Origin of the sequence: Myxococcus qinghaiensis (assembly GCF_024198215.1) — a bacterium.
GTDB classification, from domain to species: Bacteria; Myxococcota; Myxococcia; order Myxococcales; family Myxococcaceae; genus Myxococcus; species Myxococcus qinghaiensis.
In genome coordinates this window covers 176,221-193,264 of record NZ_JAKCFA010000014.1, presented here as the reverse complement: position 1 = coordinate 193,264, position 17,044 = coordinate 176,221, and the positions used below count along the sequence as shown (strand labels likewise).

Sequence of the window (17,044 nt, the reverse complement as noted above, 5' to 3'; positions counted from 1 at the left end):
CCCCGGGATGAGGGGCCGACAGGGGGAGGAGTATTCCCTCGCCCATCCCCAGAAAACCGAGAGGGTCTTCGCATAAAGTGAAGCCATGCTTGGCAATCGCGAAGCCCTGTGGACGCTGTGGGAGGTGAGCCGCGCGGGGACTCATGCCGCCGCCGCAGCCCGGCTGGGAATCACCGCCTCCGCGGTGGGGCAGCAGCTCAAGGCGCTGGATCGACAGGTGGGCGTGGCCCTGTTCGAGCGGGTGGGGCGCCGGGCTCGACTCACACCCGCTGGAGGGGCGCTCGTCGCGTGCCTGGGCGAGCACCTGCCCGTGCTGGATGCCGCCCTGGAGGAAGCGTCCGAGACTCAGCGCACCGTGCGCGGTGAGGTGTCGCTCGGAGGGCCCTGGCCCTTCTTCCGACACTGGCTGCGCCCGCGCCTGCCGGGCCTCCTGTCGCGACACCCCGAGCTTCAGCTGGAGGTGCGCTTCGATGTGCCGAGCCGCATCGCCCGCCGACTGCTGGAGGGCGAGCTGGACCTGGGCATCGTCGGGCTCCTGCCAGAGGCACCCGGATTGGAGGTCCGGCAGGTGGCGCAGGAGCGCTTCGTGGCGGTGGCCTCTCCCGCCTATCTGAAGCGGTGGGGGACACCTCGAAGTGCCCGGGACTTCGGGGCCCATCGCTTCATCGCCTTCGACGCTGACCTGGCGATGCTCGGCCCCTGGTGGAGGACGACGCTGGGCCCGAAGGAGCCCCTGCCCGCGCAGGTGGTGTGCCGCATCGCCAACCTGGATGAGATGCTGGCGCTGGCGGAAGCGGGCGTGGGCGTGACGGTGCTGCCCGACTATCTGGTGGACCCCGCGGTGCGAGAGGGCCGCGTCGTGGCGCTCACACCGGAGGTGGGCCGGCGCTCACCCCGGCGGCCCTGGGGCACGCTCTGGGTGGCCTGGCGCCGCGCCGCTGCTCCCACGGCCCGCTTCCTCGCGGTGCGTGACTGGCTGCTGGAGGGACACGGGATGGAAGCTCAGCCGAGGCGCCGCTCAGGGTGAATGCACTCCGTCAGTCGGGCCCGTTGCAGCTTCCCATTCGAGGTCCGTGGGAGCTGCTCCACCCGGTAGAACTCGGTGGGGACCTTGTGTGGAGACAGGTGCTCGCGCAGGGTCTGCCGCAGCTCGCGCTTGAGGAGGCCGGGCGCTCCGGGCTCGAACTGCAGGAAGGCCGTCAATGTCATTCCATACAAGGCATCCTCGCGGCCCGTCACAGCGGCGTCCGTCACCCCTGGCAGGACACGCAGGACGGCCTCGATTTCGAGCGGGCTCAGTCGTTCCCCGCCGACCTTGAGCAGCTCATCGTTGCGTCCCAGGAGCGTCACCAGTCCCTGGGGACTCAGCTCCGCCACGTCGCCCGTGTGAAGCCAGCCCTCCTCGCGGACCTTCTCGCGTGTGGCCTCCGGTGCCCCCAGATACCCCAACATCACCTGCTCGCCTCGCACGCAGAGCTCCCCCGCGGAGGTGAGCTTCACGGCGAGAGCGCCGACCGGAAAGCCCGTGGCGGAGGAGAAGAAGGCCGGGTGGTCGCTGCGCAGGCAGAGCACCCGAGGAGCCAGCTCCGTCTGGCCATAGCAGGTGTAGACGCGGCTCGCGGGAAAGGCCCGTGTCAGGCGTTGGCGCAGCTCCAGGCTCAGCGCCGCGCCAGCGGAGACGACGTGGGTGACGTCCCGCGTGTTCGAGGGCCCGTCCCCCAGCAGTCGCAACAGCGTCTCGTGGTGGGAAGGGACTCCGCTGATCATCCCCTGCAGCCGCCCTTCATCGAGCAGCCGCTTGAGTTCGACGAGGTTTGCGAGCAGGTGCGTGGGGATGCCCGCCGCCAGCGCGGGGAGCAACTGCCCGAGCAGCCCGAAGGAATAGGAGAGCGGAAGGAACAGCGTCTGGCGGGACACCGAGGCGAAGTCGAGCGACGTGAGGACGGCGGCCACGTTCGCGTCGATGTTCCTCCGGGAGAGCTGCACGGCCCGAGGCGCACCCGTGCTCCCGGAGGTGAACAGGACGACGGCGGTCTCCGGATGGCGGAGTGGCTCGGTCCGTCCGCTTCGCCAGGTGACGGACAGCGCCTCATCCAGCTCGAAGCAGTCCCCGAGGCTCGCTCGCCGCGCCTCGACTTCCGAGTCCGTCCAGTCGTGTGCGAACACGGCCAATGGATGCCCTGCTTCGTAGAGGGCCAGGAAGCGGGCGACAAACGCGAGCGACCGGTGGAACCTCAGGATGGCGAGCCCCGACGGCACATCCGCCAGGCGCGCCTTGAGGGCCTCGACCTCTCGTCGGAGCGCGGCGAAGGAGCACGTCTCCACTCCGAGGATGAGAGCAGGGGCGTCATCCGCCCGGGTGAAGGCGTGTGTGGGGCTCATGACGGGCTGCCTTCGTGGCTAGAGGCGCTTGAGCAGCGCGCAGGCGGACGCGCCTCCCGCGCCCGCGGAGATGAGCAGGACGCTCTGCCCCGCGCGCAGCGGGAGCTGCTCCTGGAGGTGCGCGAGCGCGATGCCCACGCTGGCCCCTGACGTGTTGCCGGTGAACTGGACGGTCTCCACCACCTTCGCGGGGTCTGCCCCAAGCTTGTCGGTGATGGCTCGGATGAGGTGCAGGTTGGCTTGATGGGGAACGAACCAGTCCACGTCCGCCACGCTCATTCCCAGCCGTCGCAAGAGCGAGGCGGCGCCCGCCGACATGTTGTCCACGCCCTTCATGAACAGCGTGGCCCCATGCTCCATCTTGAGGAAGACCTTGGTCGGGTCATCGTTCAAGTGGTGGGGCAGGCGAGAGCCGCCCGCGCGGATGGCGATGATGTCCGCCATGGATGCGTCCGCGCCCAGCTCGCTCGCGATGAGCTGATAGTCGGCCTGTTCAGGGCGCGGGGTGACGAGACAGCTCGCGCTCCCGTCGCCGAACAGGGCCGTCGTCGCCAGGTCCTCGCGGTTGAGGAACTTGGAGCGGATGTCCGCGGCGATGACCAGATGGTCGCTCCCCGTGGCCAACGCGAGTCCCGCGCCGACATGGACGGCGCTGGTGAAGCCCGCGCAGGCGGCCACCAGGTCCAGTACGCCAATGCCATCCAGACCCAGCTTGGGCAGCACCAGCGGAGAGGTCGGCGGGGTGGGAAAGTCTCCCGACACGGTGGCTAGCAGGAGCTGGGAGATGCGCCGCCGGTCGATGGCGTAGTCCTCCAGCAGCCGCAGGGCCGCCGCCGCCGCGACGTCGCTGCACGCCTGCTCCGGCTCCACCCAGTGCCGCTTCTCGACGCCGGTCCGGTGGGTAATCCAGCTGGGCCGCGCGCGCGTCCCCATCCAGTCCAGCACGTCCTGGTTGGTCATCACCTTCGCCGGCAACCACGAGCGCGGGCCGAGCAGGTACACCGGTGCGGTGGGCTTCAGGAAGCTCATGGCTTCAACACTCCTTCCAGTCGGACCATCGGCAGGCCCCCGGTGACGTCCAGCACCGCGCCGTTGATGTATTGGTGCTCGGACAGCAGTGAGTCGAGCGCTTCACCGACGTGCTCGGGCTCGCCCAGCGACCCTTGCGGAATGACGCCGCCCATCCGCTCCACGTAGTGCGGACGGGACCAGTACTTCTTCGTGCGCGTCGTCTTGAAGAGCCCCAGCCGCACGGTGTTGCACAGGACGTTGAACGCGCCGTAGTCCACTGCCAGGTTGCGCATCAGTCCCTCCAGCGCGGACTTGCACAAGATATACGCGCCATAGCGCCCCGTGCCGCTGACGGTGGAGACGCTGGAGATGAAGACGATGCGGCCCCGGCGGGCCTCGAGCATCGACGGCAGCAGGCGGCGCAGCAGCCAGACATTGCCCATCAGGTTCGCGGTGACATCGGCTTCGAGCGCGGCCTGCGGCAGCTCGTGGAAGCGGTGCAAGGGAGGCCTCCGTGTCCACGCATTCAGCACCAGCCCTTGGAGGCCGCCCGCGAGCAGGCCGCTCAGGACCTCCTCGCTGCGCCCAGGTGCCGCGAGGTCCAGCACCAGGCCCTGGGCCTTCAGTCCTTCCTCGCGATATCGCGCCAGCAGTGGCTCCAGCGAGGACTCCGAGGACGCCGTCACGAACACCTCGTCCCCCAGGGCCGCTCGTCGCCGGGCGATGGAGCGTCCGATGTCGGAGCCTCCTCCGGTGATGAGGACCCTCATGTGGCGCCCAGCTCGCGCAGCCAGGTCTCCAGCGTGTCGAGGCTGTGGAACGCCTGCTCGGAGAAGTCCTTGCCGGAGATGCGCAGCGACAGCTCCTTCTCCAGCGCCGCGACGCCGAGCACCATCATCAGGCTGTCCATGCCATGCGTGACGAGGCTCTCGGAGGTGTCCGTGGGCAGCTCCTCCATGCCCGCGCTGAGCAGCGCCTTCTTGATGCGTTCGAGCAGGTCCATGTCGTGGCGCTCCCTCGTCACCGCTTCACCCAGTGCTGCATCGCGAAGGACAGCCCGCCGCCCACGCTCATCAGCAGCACCGAGTCCCCCGGCGCGAACAGCCCCTGCTCCAGCGCCTCCGACAGCGAAAACAGGACCGAGGCACCGCCGATGTTGCCGATGCGGTCCGCGCTCCAGACGAGCTGGGCCTGGAGCCCGCCTTCCGCGCAGACCTGCTCGATGAGCTTGCGGTTGATTTGATGGGCCACCACCCAGCGGACCCGCTCCAGTCCCCGACCGCCTGGGAACATCGCGCGGAGCATCTCCAGGTATCTCCGCAGCGCCTCCTCGCGAAGCCGGGTGCCGTCGCCCGTCATCGCGTAGCCCCCCTGTTCGAGCACGCTCCGGTCCGGAGGCAGCCTCCCGGGCGTCGTGTACAGGTCCACCAGCGCCCCGTCCGTGGCGTAGAGGCACTGGCGCACCTCGAAGTCAGGCGAGGTAGGCTCACGGCGCAGCCACAGGGCCGCGCCCCCATCCGCGAGGATGAACCAGGTCTCCTTGAGGGCCCGGTTCATCACCTTGGACAGCGTCTCCGCGCAGCTCACCATCACGTTGTCGTAGCCACTGCCCAGCAGCGACATGGCGAGGTGCAGGCTGGCCAGCGAGGTGGAGCACCCCGCCTTGAGCTCATAGGCCGAGGCATGACCGCCGAGCCGCCCCAGGATGGCCGCCGCCTGCGAGCCCGTGTAGCGGCTCGTCGTCGTCGTGCCATGAATCAGCGCTTCGATATCGGCGCCGCCACGGTCTCCGAGCGCACGCCGGGTCGCCGTCAGTGCCAGGGACTCGCTGGTCTCCTCGTCGCCGGGCGCGGGGGGCGCTTCACCCGGGAGCGCCCCGGGCAGTCGCGCGAGATGGCGCTGCCCGAATCCCAGCCGCGCCTGGAGCTTGCGACCGAGCGTCTCCAGCGCCTGGGCGGAGCGGCCGTGCTGCTCGGGGTCCCTGGCGAGCAGCTCCGCGTTGGACACGGTGCGCGTGCCGGGCCACGAGCGGCCATGTCCCAGCACCTGGATGCCCAGGCGCGGCTCCAGCACCTTCATGGCGGGCTCGCTTCGGCGGGCGCGCGGGCCGGGTTGAAGTGCTCCCACGCGAAGTTCTCCAGGCGCGAGTCCTCCGGCAGCGTGTCCTTCAGGAGCTTGTTGCCGATGCCAATCCAGCTTCTCGCGCCGATGGTCGTCCGGGGCCCCACCATGGCGCCGGCGCCGAGGAACACGTTGTCGCCGATGCGCACCTCGCCGAGCTGGACCTTGTCGCCGAGGAACACGTGGCCGAGGACGAAGACATTCGCGCCCATCGTGCAGCCCTTGCCGATGGTGAGCAGCGGGTAGTCCGCGAGGATGGCGAAGATTGAAGAGTTCACCCCGTACGCGATGCGCGCTCCCATGGCCCGCCAGTACAGATACTTGGTGACGTAGAAGGTGAAGAAGAACGGCTGGAGTCCGGAGATGCGCACCGCGTGACCCAGGCAGAGCACCGAGTACCAGGCGAGATAGTCCCGAGACAGCTCCATCGGGTAGGTGCCCGGCCGCATGCGAGGGATGCACAGGCGCGTGAGCCAGCACGTCGCCAGGAAGACGCCCACGAGGACTCCAGGCGCCAGCAGCGCCCACGCCGCGAACCCGGGCCTGTCCCAGCACCACCGCAGGTAGAGCAGGCAGGACCACCACGCTACGAGGCCCGGCGGCAGCGCGAACGCCATCGTGATGAGGTCCACGAGGAGCACGCGCGCGACGCCGAAGGCTCGGGACTGATGTTTGAACCGCTGCCTCGCGGTGGCGAGCGTCTCCGTCGCGTCCTGCGTCATGCGGCCTCCTGGTGGACGGGAGCCGGCGCCTCGGGGTTGACCTGGAAGAGGGGGAAGTAGGACGCGACGCGTGCCTCCTCGACGTCGCGCGCGAGCTGGGGAATCTCGTCCCAGGTGTAGACGCGCTCATGGTCCACGGGGGGCAGCCAGCCCATCTCCTCCGCGAAGCCCACGGCCGCCACGGCCTCCGAGTAGCGCGCGTAGTGGGTGTGGATGTGCTGGTGGCGCCTGGTGCACTCGGTGGAGCGCGAGAGGTCGATGAGCTCCGCGCCGAGCTTCCAGCCGGCGGTGGCAATCACCCCCTGGCGGCCGAGCGCCTTCAGCGTGGCCTGGAAGAGTGGCGCGCCGATGTGGTCCAGGAAGATGGAGACGTCCTGCCCGCGCCCCGCCTCCTTCACGCGCGCGAGGAACCGCTTCTCCGACTGCGTGTAGCGCTGGCGATAACCGGAGTCGGCGGCGAAGAGGGCCGGGTCCAGCATCAAGTCTGGGAACTCGCGCCGGTCGATGGGGATGATGTCCACGGACGACAGGTGCCGCAGGCGCTCGTCCTGGGACGCGACCATGGCCACGCGGCACCCGGCGTACCGCGCCAGTCGAAGCTGTGCGTAGGAGACGCCTCCGCCCCAGCCGACGACGAAGGGCGCGGGGCAGTCGGACTCGCTGACCTGCAGGCGCCAGCAGCCGTAGGCGAGCCGCCAGTTGGACCACGCGGTGATGTAGCGCAGGGAGAACGCGGCCCACTGCTTCAATGAGTGGCGCGTATCGCGGGGGAGGGGGACGAGCACCCGCTCCGGGAGTCGCGTCCTCCGGGCGAGGAGGCCCATGGTGTGGCTGGCGTCGTAGGCCAGCACCTTGACGGGGTAGCCGTGCTCGTCCTGCTCCGCGTTGCAGAACACGAGGCAGACGTCTCCCGGGCGCACGCGCGTGACGGCGCTGCCTGTCTCCAGCACGCGCACCACGCCCGCGTTGCCGATGACCACCTTGTCTTCCCGGCGCAGCCGACAGATGTCCACGGGCACGCGCTGGAGGGCGTGGCCCATGTTGCCCTCCCAGCAGCCATAGAGGGGCTCCGCGAGCACGTGCTCCGGACCGAGGTCGGGAAGCTCGAAGGACTCCTGGACGAGCTCACCCGGGACGCTCTTGCCGTCCCGTTGCCTCTCTCCGCGATGAAGGACCCAGGCCTGCACCTCTTGCATGACCGCTCCAGTGAGGCGCCGTGGGAGAGAAACAGGGCGCGTCGACGTGGAGGGATGATGTTGAATCCTGATTCATGTCTCAAGAATGCCCGGGGTGTGCCTTCCCTCGGTGCGGGGCCCTGCTGTCCTGGGACATGTCGAGGCCGGGGGAAAACGCAGGTGGGGCGTCGGATGCCGCCCCGGTGGCGTGCTCACGGGGCAGCGGGGCAGGGGGGCCGGAGGGATTGAAGCGCTGCCCCTGCCTGGCAGGTCAGGCGCGGTGCTCGTTCGGGGGGAGCACCGCGGGCCTTACGCCTGGAAGTCTCGTGTGAGGCGGGCAATCGCCGCGGGCAGGCCTCGCACGCGGAGCTTCCTGCCGTGCTCGTCGAACTCCTCGGTCAGCACCGTGGTGTGCTCGTACACCTCGCCGATGCGGCCCTGGCTGGCGTACGGAATCATCAGATGGGCCTCCACCATCGACGCCTCGAAGAACTGGATGATGGCCAGACGGAGCTTCGCCACGTCATCCGGTCGATGGGCCGAGAGCAGCACCGCCTCCGGGTGCTCGGCGCGCAGCGCGTCCTGCGCGGCTTCATCCAGTCGGTCGGTCTTGTTCAGCAAGAGCTTGCTCGGAACCGTGTCCGCGCCAATCTCGCGGAGCACGGACCGGGTGACCTCCAGCTGCGACTTCCAGGTCGGGTCGGACGCGTCCACCACGTAGAGCAGCAGCGACGCCTCCAGGGCCTCATCCAGGGTGGAGCGGAACGAGGCGACCAGGTCGTGCGGCAGCTTCTGGATGAAGCCCACCGTGTCGGAGACGAGCACGCGGGGCCGGGTCTCAGGGTGCAGCGCGCGCACCGTGGTGTCCAGCGTGGCGAAGAGCTGGTCGGCGACCAGGACTTCGCTTCCGGTGAGCGCGCGCATCAGGGACGACTTGCCGGCGTTGGTGTAGCCGACGAGCGCCACCCGGAGCTGCTCCCGGCGGGCATACCGGCGATGGTCCTGTTCCTTCTGGATGGCGGCGAGCCCCGCGCGCAGCTCCGCGAGCCTGTCTCGAATCTTCCGCCGGTCCAGCTCCACGGCGGAGTCTCCGGAGCCACGGCCCTGCTGGCGCTCCCGGCCCCCCGAGGACTCCCGCAGCCGGGGCGCGAGGTAGCTGAGCCGGGCAATCTCGACCTGCATGCGCGCCTCGTGGCTGCGCGCGTGCCGATGGAAGATGTCGACAATCACACCCGTGCGGTCCATCACCAGGGCCCCGGTGGCCTTCTCGAGGTTGCGGAGCTGGCTCGGCGACAGCTCGTGGTCGACGACCACCACGGTGGGGCGCGGGCCGCTCACGTCCTCCTCGGGCTCGGAGGCCTCGTCATCCTCTTCGAAGTCCTCCTCCTCGTCGGACTCGGTCTCCGCCGCCTCCTCGGTGCCCTCTGCTTCGGCGTCGGTATCCTCCACCTCGGCGTCCTCTGCCTCGGGGGCCTGCGTGGGCTCCTCGTCCGTCTGCTCGGAGTCGTCCTCGGCGGCCTCCCACTTCGCGCGGGCCTTGGAGGTCCGGTCCTGGGCACCCGAGGTGATGACTCCGGGGCCTCCGGTGAGCGCGGCCAGGTCCTTGAGCTTCCCTTTGCCGAGCACCGTCCCCGTGGCCAGCGCCCCTCGACGCTGGGTCACCGTGGCCACGGCGTCATAGCCCAGCGTGTGCACCAGGCGCTTGAGCTCCGCGAGGTCCGCGGCATGCTCCGTGTCCGTCACGCTGGGGAACTGGACGCCCACGAGGACGGCACGGGGGCGAGCAACGGGTGGGGTCTTCGACATGGGCACGCTCGTAACACGGGGCGGGCCCAGGTGGGGTAAACGAGAGCTTCCATGAGTGACCTCATCCAGGCGATTGGTGTCCTGCTGAGCGGCGCGCCCGCGAGCCGCGTCGACGCGCCTGCCTTTCGTCCAGACTCCGCGTGGCTGCTCGTCTGCTTGATGCGCCAGCTCGTCCGCCAGCGCTGGCTCGTCCGTGTCGTCGAGGAGCGACTCACCCCGAAGCGGGACGCGGCTGACGACGAGGATGAGGACTCGGGAGAGGTTCCGGGCCTCGCGGGCTGGAGCTACGAGTTCCATGGCAGAGGCTGCTGTCTCTCCAGCGCGGGCGAAATCCTGGATGTCGACTTCCATGGAGACGAAGGGGCCACCATCGACCCCTACTTCTTCGCGACCCGCATCTTCTCGCTCAAGGCGCCGGGCCTCCCCGAGGCGCGTCTGGCGGCCCTGCTCCCGGGGAGGGATTTGGTGGTGAGCGGCATCCGTGAGCTGCAAGCCCAGGGGCTCTTGCGGCACCCTCCGAGCGAGCATGTCTTCCGGCTCCCTCCCGCGCTGGAGGCGCTGGCGGACGCGGCCGGCGCGCTGGACCTCGAGTCTCCAGACGCACGCGAGCGGAGCTTCCTTTTGCTCGGAGACTTCGAGGCGCTGGACTCCAGCGTGTTCGCCGAGCGGGTCCTGGCGGTCCGCGAGGCGCGCAGGGAATGGCTTCTCGCGCGGGCGACCGTTCCCTCCCTGGCGGGCGATGCGCTCGCGGCCCTCCAGGGCCTCGTGTCTCCCGACGCGTTCGTCCTGACCTGTGAGCGCGTCCTCTCCGGTCCCATCTCCTCGGCCATGGGGGCGGCCATCGAGCGGCTGGACGCGCTGCCGGGGGGCGCCAGCTGTCCGGCGGTGTTCAGCCTGCTCCAGCGCATGTCTCCCGAGGAGCACCACCCCCATTCGCTCCATGCCGCCGCCAGCTACCTGCTGCGCCGTGACTTCGAGCGGGAGCGGGTGCTCGCGGCGGCGCTCGCCTTCGCCCGGGTGGACAAGGTGAAGGGCTACGGAGGGAATCCCTACGCGGGAGAGTTCGCGCTCCTGGCGCTGGAGTACGCACCCGAGCATGCCCTGGAGTTGGTGCGCCGTGCGCTGCGCTCCTCCGTGCCCATGGCCCGGATGCAGGTCGCCGCCGTCCTCTGTGTCCTGGACACGCCGTGGAGTCAGCGGGAGCTGAGCGCGGCCCTCCAGGCCAGCACCTCATCGGACCGGGGAGACGCCAAGTACCTCCAGCTCGCGCTCGCGCGGAGCCAGTCCGAGTGGGCTCGCGCCGTCGCCGCGCGCTGGGGGCGCCAGCAGCCACCTCCCGCCACCTCGGAGGTCGGCTTCACCCACGAGGAGGTGCTGGAGGCCAACGCGGACGGCTGGTTCGAGCACGCGCTGGCGAAGGCGCGCGACTGGGTCCAGCACAGGCGCATTCAAACGCCGAACGAGCTGGAGTGAGACGCCCCCCGTGGCGCAAGGGGCGTCCCTCTTCGCGCGAGGACTCCAGCGCACCGCTCAGTCGCAGCGCTGGACGTCCTCGGTGATGTAGCCGTTGCGGCTGGAGAGGCTCCGGTCGTAGCAGTCACCCGGGAAGCCCGTCACCTTGTAGCGGTGCGTGGACGTGCCCACCGCGTTGCGCTGCGCACGCGGAACGCTGAGCGTGTACGCGGCCTCGCCGGTGAAGACGTCGCTGAGCTTGCGGTGCGTCAGGGGCTGGAGGCCGTGCAGCTCGAACGCTTCCTCCGCGTCGTTCAGGGTGATGGTCGTCGTGAGCCGGTTCTCCGGCGTCACGCTGATGAGTCCGTCGAGCACGAAGCGCTTGTCGGAGCGGCTCACCGTCGGAAAGAGCTCCCGCCCCACCACGGTGACGGTGCTGGTGTCGTTCCACGTGGCCAGGAGCTGGTCCGGGTTCTCCATGTCCCCCAGCCAGCGGTGCATGCTGGCGTTGGACACCTTCTGCTCGACGGTCGTCAGCTCCCAGCCTCGCGACGTCCGCAGGTAGCCCGACACACGCAGGTGCTGCCCGCCCTGCGTGTCCACCTGGTGCCAGCCGTCCACGAGCGCATAGTCAGAATCATTCGTCAGCGCGCCCACCTGGTGCTGGAGCAGTCCCCCCGTGACACGCGCGGCGCTCGCATCCCGCCAGACGAGCACGTTGGTGGGCAAATCCCAGCCAGGGCGACCCTCGGGGACACCCAGCACGCTCACCCGGAGCTGGTGCGGCCGGCCGTCGGTCAGCAGGCCCGCGAAGGGCGTGAGGTCATAGGTGATGGGACGGATGTTGAAGGCCCGAGGCGCCGGCAGCACGTACCAGAGGAACGGGTTGGACCAGCCGCCCGTGTACACATGAGGGAAAGGCATGGCGATGCCCGCCACCTTTCCATCCACTTCAATCTGGACCTCGCGATACGGGCCCGCGTCCGCGGGGCACGAGTACGGCACGACGATGGGCGCGGTGATGTACCAGAACTCCTCGCAGCCGCCGCCCGAGCCCGTCGCGTAGACCTCCGCGATGAGTCGCGTGGTGTTCTGGGGCACCGTCACCTCGCCCACCAGCGCGCTGCCTTCGCGGCGTGGGTGGGTGAGCGGAAGCACGTCGCTCGCCGTCCTCGCTGGTGGCGTCTGCCTTCCCTGCGCCGCGTAGAACGTCAGGTACACCTGCACGTCCAGCACCCCCGTGTAGGTTTCATTGACGACATTGCCAATCAGCATCCACACGGGCTGGGGCTGACGCAGCAGCGGGGCATAGGCGGTGACGTCCTTCTCCACCGACCATGAAATTCCATCTCGGGACGGCTCGGGCGTGGACGTCTTGAAGAGGGTGACGCCGCCGACCTCCAGATGGCCGAGCCGGTCGTACTGGACGCCCTGGACCTTGCCCTCCATGCGCAGCACCACCTTGTGCCACGGCCCCGGGCACCCGGCGGGCGGCGTGAAGGTGCCGGTGAAGGGCGTGAAGTCGTCGAACTTCTCGTCGACGATTCGCACGGTGCACGACGCCGTCGCCGGCCGCTCCACCGTGGGGACCGCGGTGCGCGGGTCATCCCAATCCGTGCCGAACTCGGGGGGAGGCTCGACGGCCAGCGCTGGCAGCGTCGCGCCCACGGCGAGGACTGCCGCGACGAAGGCTCGGGGGAAGGCTCTCACGGCTTTTCCTTTGAAGGCGGTTTAAGCCTGGAGACTAGGCCCCGCCTGCGCCGTGGGCAATCGAGCCGCGCACGAAAGCCCCAGGCCCGGTGAGCCAGGCCTGGGACCTGCGGAGTGAATCACTCGACCCAGTGCTGGACCGTCAGGATGCGGAAGCCCGTGGTGACGTTGACGAAGAAGTGCACCTGGATGCCGGCCCAGGGGCCGTCGTTGTAGCCGATGTGGCAGCCCTTGAACGTGCCACCCGCGGTGCGCGCGTCCAGGTCATCCAGGCCGTCGTTGATGACGCTGGTGGGAATCTGCCCCTGGTACTCGTAGGTGTTGGCGGCGCTCGCGACGTAGTTGTGGACCTCGGTGGCGTCGGCCAGGTTCGCGCGGTTGGTGAAGCGGTTGTTCGGGAAGGTGGCGGGGTCGATGCCGAAGCACTGGGCATAGGCCAGGCGGTCATTTCCGTACTCACCGTTCATGACGCTCTGGATGTCGAACGCGAGGTCCATCTTCACCGTCCAGTTGCCCTCCGGGAGGGCGTTCACCGCGGAGACGAGGACCTCCAGGTCATAGCCCATGGTGGCGGCGTTGCGCAGGTTGCGCAGGCTCACCGCGCCGATGCCATTCGCGTTGGAGATGGCCTGGACCGAGGTGAAGGGGCGCAGGGCGAGCAGCGTCGTCGCGCCGTTCCACGCGTACGGCAGGATGGCGTACAGCGCGGAGCTGCTCACCGTATTGACCAGGGAGACCACCGCCGCGGCGTCATCGGCGGAGAGCGCCAGCTCGTCCAGGATGCCCACGCAGCTGCTGGTGATGAGGCCGTGCGCGCGCGCCCCGTTCTCGAGCTGGGTCAGGCGGACGGGGCCCATCAGGTGGACGGAGGAGAGCTGGGCCACCGTGGTGAGCGGCGCCGTCGAGCGGCGGCTGACCAGGTTGAGGACGAGGTCGCTGGGCAGGTACGCATCCAGCGTCGCGGGCGCGGCCGTGTTCGCGAAGGTGAGGATGCCCTGGCACTCCGGCGCGATGTCCACGTTCGTCGTCGTGAGGGACGCATCCTGGTTCGCGGGAACCTCGGACGTGGGCTGCTCGGACGGAGTGGAGGGCTCGGCGGGCGAGGTGGGACCACAGCCGACCATCAGGCTGAGGCAAAGCAAGGCTGAACCGAGACGACGCATGGATGACTCCTCAGGGGAAACGACGAGAGAGAGGGGATGCCCATACACCAGTAGCATGGCTTGCTGACAATCCATGTTTCGTCACGGAGTCGTGTCGAAGGGTTGCTTTCTGGACGAGGTCATCAGACTCGGGCATGCAGGAGGGCCGTCCACTACGGGCTCCAGGCAGGGGCCTCTCCCGGTGAAGGAAGTGCATGCGAGCCTGTCCGTGCTGCATGGAGACGCTGACAGCCGGGTTGCTCGGCTTCGGCAGCCGGCGCCTGGCGGGACGCTGTGAGTCGTGTGGCGACGCTGTGTGTGAGACGTGTCTCAGCGCGCAGGTGCTGGAGGCGAGTGTCTTCCGGGCGCGCACGGGCGGACCTGCACCGACAGGGGAGCAGGTGAAGGGGCGGGTGTGCCGCTCGTGCCTGTGGGAAGTCCTGGTGGACCGGGGTGAGACACCGCCGTTTCCCGCGCCGCGGGGACAGCGCGAGCGGGCAAGACGGGAAGCGCGGGAGCATTGCACCCACGGTGACGTGAAGCCGTGCATGGCGTTCTGTCCGACGTGTGGTGACGAAGTCTCGTGGAAGAGCGAGCACGGCAATCCCGCCTGCGAGGCGTGTGGCGCGCCGTCCCACCGGGACTTCAACTGCTGTTGGGCGTGTGGCGAATCGTTCGAGGAGGAGAACCCGCCGAGGCCCGTCGCCCGGGGGTACAAGCTCGACTTCGACTGTGACGGTCCGGAGTGCGCGGGGAAGCTGGAGTGGCTCATGCCCTTCTGTCCCTGGTGTGGCGAGGAGAAGCACTGGGAGCACGAGGGCGCGCTGACGTGCGACGAGTGCGAGGTTCAGCTCGACCGGAGCTGGGCGTTCTGCGTGCGCTGCGGAGAAGAGGCGCCGCTGCCCGACGACTGTCCCCGGTGTGGGGCGGGGCTGGATGAGGCCGCGTCGGCCGCGCGCTGTGAGCAGTGTCACCACCTGGTGTGTGGCGACTGCTGTGATGTCCGGGGCGAGGCCCAGGTGGGCGGCGAGGCCCAGGAGCGGCTGCTGTGCTCGACCTGTGGCGAGGGCCGTGAGCCCGTGAGCGAAGAGCGCTCGCCTCCGGAAGAAGAAGAGGAGGCAGAGGCCCCTCCCGAGGAGCCCGCCGCGCCGCGCGCGGAGTCACCTCCCACCGCGTGGGAAGTGCTCGGCGTCACGCCGGGTGCGCCGCTGCCCGACGTGAAGCGGGCGTACCTGGCGCTGGTGGCGCAATACCATCCGGACAAGGTCGCCCAGCTCGGGCCGAAGCTCCAGGCCCTGGCCCAGGAGGAGACGCGTCGCATCATCGAGGCGTGGGAGCAGGTGCGGAAGCAGTCTCGGCCCTGAAGTCAGTCCCGTGAATGTCTGGCTTTGGAGTCGCTCGACTCAGCCTCCAGGGTGATTGATTTGCGCCTGAATCCATCCAGGTGCCACAGTCCTCTGCATGGCGCGCCAGTCGATGAGGATCTGGGAGGGTTCGACGAGCTCCTCGTCGGGAGTGGCCAGGGCCGTGCCCCGGACGAGCCTGGCGCCCCCCGCGCCCCGGACGGAGCTGGAGCCGTCGAGCGTCACGCCAGCCGGGCCGGGGCACGACTTCGGCCGCCTGAGCCTGCTTCCTCCCGTCGGTGGTGGTGGATGTGAGGCCCGGGCGCCCACGGGGCTGGAGAGCGCGCTGCGAGCCCATCACGGGCAGCCGCTGCCCCAGGCCCTGCGCGCCGACGCGGAGCGCCGCTTCGGTGGCTCGCTCACGTCGGTGAAGCTGCACGACGGTCCGGAAGCCCACCGCCTGGCGCGGGCCGCGGGCGCGCGCGCGTTCACCTCCGGCCGGGATGTCTTCTTCCGTGCGGGGCAGCTCGCTCCTCAGACGCCGTCAGGCCGGGAGCTGCTCTGGCATGAGCTCGCGCACGCCGCGGGGCCGCCTCGGAGTCGGGCCGTGGTGCTGCGCGCGCCCCTCTTCGACTTCACGGAGTTTCTCTCCTCGCCTCTGTCTCCGGGCCATACCGTCGCCAGCACCCGGGCCTGGCTCGACGAGAAGATCAAGCGAAGGGAAATCACCAGCGCCACCGTGTCGGGTGCTGGCACGAGTGGCGAGGCCCTCATCTTCCTCCAGTACTTCCTGTGGCAGGTGAGCCGCCGCGAGCGCTGGGACACGGTGCTGACCCAGTCCGTACCGCTGGGGTGGCCACCGCCGGCGGGCAGCACGACTCCTCAGCCCCGAGGGCTGGTGCGCGCCACCATCGACGCGGCGGGAAATGCCCGGGTCGAGCTGCTCTCCAGGGCCGCGGTTCCGCAGTCCCCGCAGCTCGCGGACCCGGCGGCGCGTGCGCACCTCGCCACGACCTTTGGTCTCCAGGTCGTCGATGGTGACAAGCCCTGGAGTCCCGCCGAGCTGAGTGACGTGGCCGCGGCACTGGCGCTGTTGCCCGCGACGGACGTCGCGGCGTTGAAGGACGTCGACCTGGTGCGCATGCGGGTGCTCCCCAAGGGGCGCGCGGGAGAGTTCTCTCGAGGAGGCTTCGTGCCGCAGGGCTCCACGGCACCGCCGACGCGTGCCACGCTGAAGCTGGCGGATGGGGCGTTCACCGCGACGGCCGGGTTCCTGGGAGAGGGCGCGAGCCCCCGGCCCGCCAGCTTTGGAATCATCCTTCACGAGGTCGGTCACGCCGTGGATGTCCAGGCCGTGCGTCCGCTGAATACGCTGCACGGGGAGGCCATCGTCGACCAGAACAAGGCCGTCGCGGTGCTGAATCCGACGGTGGCGCGCTACGAGCGCGCGCGGCTCGCGGGACGCCGGTCAGAGACGCAGGCGCTTCGGCCGACGATGCTCGCGCAGCGAGGCGTCTATGACCGGGCCGTGAGGACTGTCCGCACCCGGCAGACGGCGCTGGATGCCACGCAGGTTCCGGCGACGACCATTGCCCTGCTCAATACGGTGTTGAGCAACCAGAAGACGCAATTCCATGCCGCGCTCGCCACCGCGACGATGGCCGCCGTGGCCTTTGACACCACGGCCAAGACGCAAAGCGCCGCGTACCAGGCCGCCATTGCCGCCACCGCCACCGCCGTTGACACCTACGTGACGCAGGCCGCGACGACGAGCGACCTGGACGCGCTGGACAAGGTCCTGCTCGCCGCGTTCGCCGCGCGGACCGCCGCACGCAACGCGCTCATGGGCGTGAGCCTGGTGAACCCGGCGCTCACGGCCTTCGCGCCGGTGGTCGCCGCGCAGGATGCCTGGAGGGAAGCGGCCCTGGAGTTCGCCCATACTCGCGGACGCTCGCTGCGACTGCAGCGCTTCGTGGACGTGGTGAAGGCTCACAACATCGTGCCCTTCACGCAATACGCACGAGACCACTGGCCCCACAGTCCCGAGGAGTTCTACGCGGAGGCCTACTCGCTGTGGCTCACGAACCCGGCCTTCCTGAAGACGAACTACCTGCCCATCCACGACTTCTTCCAGAACGGCGACTACACGCGGTGAGTCGCGCTCGCTTCCGGGCCCTGCT

General features: G+C 69.5%; 14 protein-coding genes. 4 read left to right on the top strand and 10 right to left on the bottom strand.

What is annotated here, in order from left to right:
* Positions 1-85 precede the first annotated feature (85 nt).
* Positions 86-1,027, top strand: a complete 942-nt coding sequence (locus LZ199_RS26095; protein WP_253996477.1) for a LysR family transcriptional regulator — start codon at positions 86-88, stop codon at positions 1,025-1,027.
* On the opposite strand, the gene LZ199_RS26090 is transcribed toward LZ199_RS26095, so the two are convergent.
* From LZ199_RS26090 to hflX, 8 genes are all read right to left on the bottom strand, one after another.
* Positions 1,003-2,382 carry a class I adenylate-forming enzyme family protein gene (locus LZ199_RS26090; protein ID WP_253996476.1) on the bottom strand — a complete coding sequence of 460 codons (1,380 nt, stop codon included), beginning with the start codon at positions 2,380-2,382 and terminating at the stop codon, positions 1,003-1,005. The two genes, LZ199_RS26095 and LZ199_RS26090, sit on opposite strands and share 25 nt — an antisense overlap.
* Positions 2,383-2,400: 18 nt before the next feature.
* Positions 2,401-3,411, bottom strand: coding sequence for a 3-oxoacyl-ACP synthase III family protein (locus tag LZ199_RS26085; RefSeq protein ID WP_253996475.1), 1,011 nt, complete (start codon positions 3,409-3,411; stop codon positions 2,401-2,403).
* The gene (locus LZ199_RS26080; protein ID WP_253996474.1) at positions 3,408-4,163 is read right to left on the bottom strand and encodes an SDR family NAD(P)-dependent oxidoreductase; all 756 of its coding nucleotides are present in this window, start codon (positions 4,161-4,163) and stop codon (positions 3,408-3,410) included. The genes LZ199_RS26085 and LZ199_RS26080 overlap by 4 nt, the downstream gene beginning before the upstream one ends.
* Positions 4,160-4,396 (bottom strand): acyl carrier protein, encoded by a 237-nt coding sequence (locus LZ199_RS26075; RefSeq protein ID WP_253996473.1) that lies wholly within the window; start codon positions 4,394-4,396, stop codon positions 4,160-4,162. Before LZ199_RS26075 ends, LZ199_RS26080 begins: the two co-directional genes overlap by 4 nt.
* A 17-nt stretch (positions 4,397-4,413) precedes the next feature.
* The gene (locus tag LZ199_RS26070; RefSeq protein WP_253996472.1) at positions 4,414-5,472 is read right to left on the bottom strand and encodes a 3-oxoacyl-ACP synthase III family protein; all 1,059 of its coding nucleotides are present in this window, start codon (positions 5,470-5,472) and stop codon (positions 4,414-4,416) included.
* A complete protein-coding gene (locus LZ199_RS26065; protein WP_253996471.1) occupies positions 5,469-6,236 on the bottom strand; it encodes a DapH/DapD/GlmU-related protein in 768 nt (255 codons plus the stop codon). The genes LZ199_RS26070 and LZ199_RS26065 overlap by 4 nt, the downstream gene beginning before the upstream one ends.
* Entirely contained in the window at positions 6,233-7,432 is a 1,200-nt protein-coding gene (locus LZ199_RS26060) for an MDR/zinc-dependent alcohol dehydrogenase-like family protein (RefSeq protein ID WP_253996470.1), read from the bottom strand. Before LZ199_RS26060 ends, LZ199_RS26065 begins: the two co-directional genes overlap by 4 nt.
* A 288-nt stretch (positions 7,433-7,720) precedes the next feature.
* Positions 7,721-9,217 carry a GTPase HflX gene (gene hflX, locus LZ199_RS26055; protein WP_253996469.1) on the bottom strand — a complete coding sequence of 499 codons (1,497 nt, stop codon included), beginning with the start codon at positions 9,215-9,217 and terminating at the stop codon, positions 7,721-7,723.
* A gap of 51 nt (positions 9,218-9,268) precedes the next feature.
* On the opposite strand from hflX, the gene LZ199_RS26050 reads away from it, so the two are divergent.
* On the top strand, positions 9,269-10,690 hold the full coding sequence (locus tag LZ199_RS26050; RefSeq protein WP_253996468.1) for a DUF6896 domain-containing protein: 1,422 nt from the start codon (positions 9,269-9,271) through the stop codon (positions 10,688-10,690).
* Between the two features lie 57 nt (positions 10,691-10,747).
* Here the strand turns inward: LZ199_RS26050 and LZ199_RS26045 are convergent, their stop codons facing one another.
* Positions 10,748-12,379 (bottom strand): peptide-N4-asparagine amidase, encoded by a 1,632-nt coding sequence (locus LZ199_RS26045; RefSeq protein WP_253996467.1) that lies wholly within the window; start codon positions 12,377-12,379, stop codon positions 10,748-10,750.
* 119 nt (positions 12,380-12,498) lie between these two features.
* Positions 12,499-13,542 carry a hypothetical protein gene (locus LZ199_RS26040; protein WP_253996466.1) on the bottom strand — a complete coding sequence of 348 codons (1,044 nt, stop codon included), beginning with the start codon at positions 13,540-13,542 and terminating at the stop codon, positions 12,499-12,501.
* A gap of 194 nt (positions 13,543-13,736) precedes the next feature.
* Between LZ199_RS26040 and LZ199_RS26035 the strand changes: the two genes are divergently transcribed.
* A complete protein-coding gene (locus tag LZ199_RS26035) occupies positions 13,737-14,885 on the top strand; it encodes a J domain-containing protein (RefSeq protein ID WP_253996465.1) in 1,149 nt (382 codons plus the stop codon).
* Between the two features lie 163 nt (positions 14,886-15,048).
* Complete coding sequence (locus LZ199_RS26030; RefSeq protein WP_253996464.1) at positions 15,049-17,019, top strand: eCIS core domain-containing protein; 1,971 nt, start codon at positions 15,049-15,051, stop codon at positions 17,017-17,019.
* Positions 17,020-17,044: the final 25 nt, after the last annotated feature.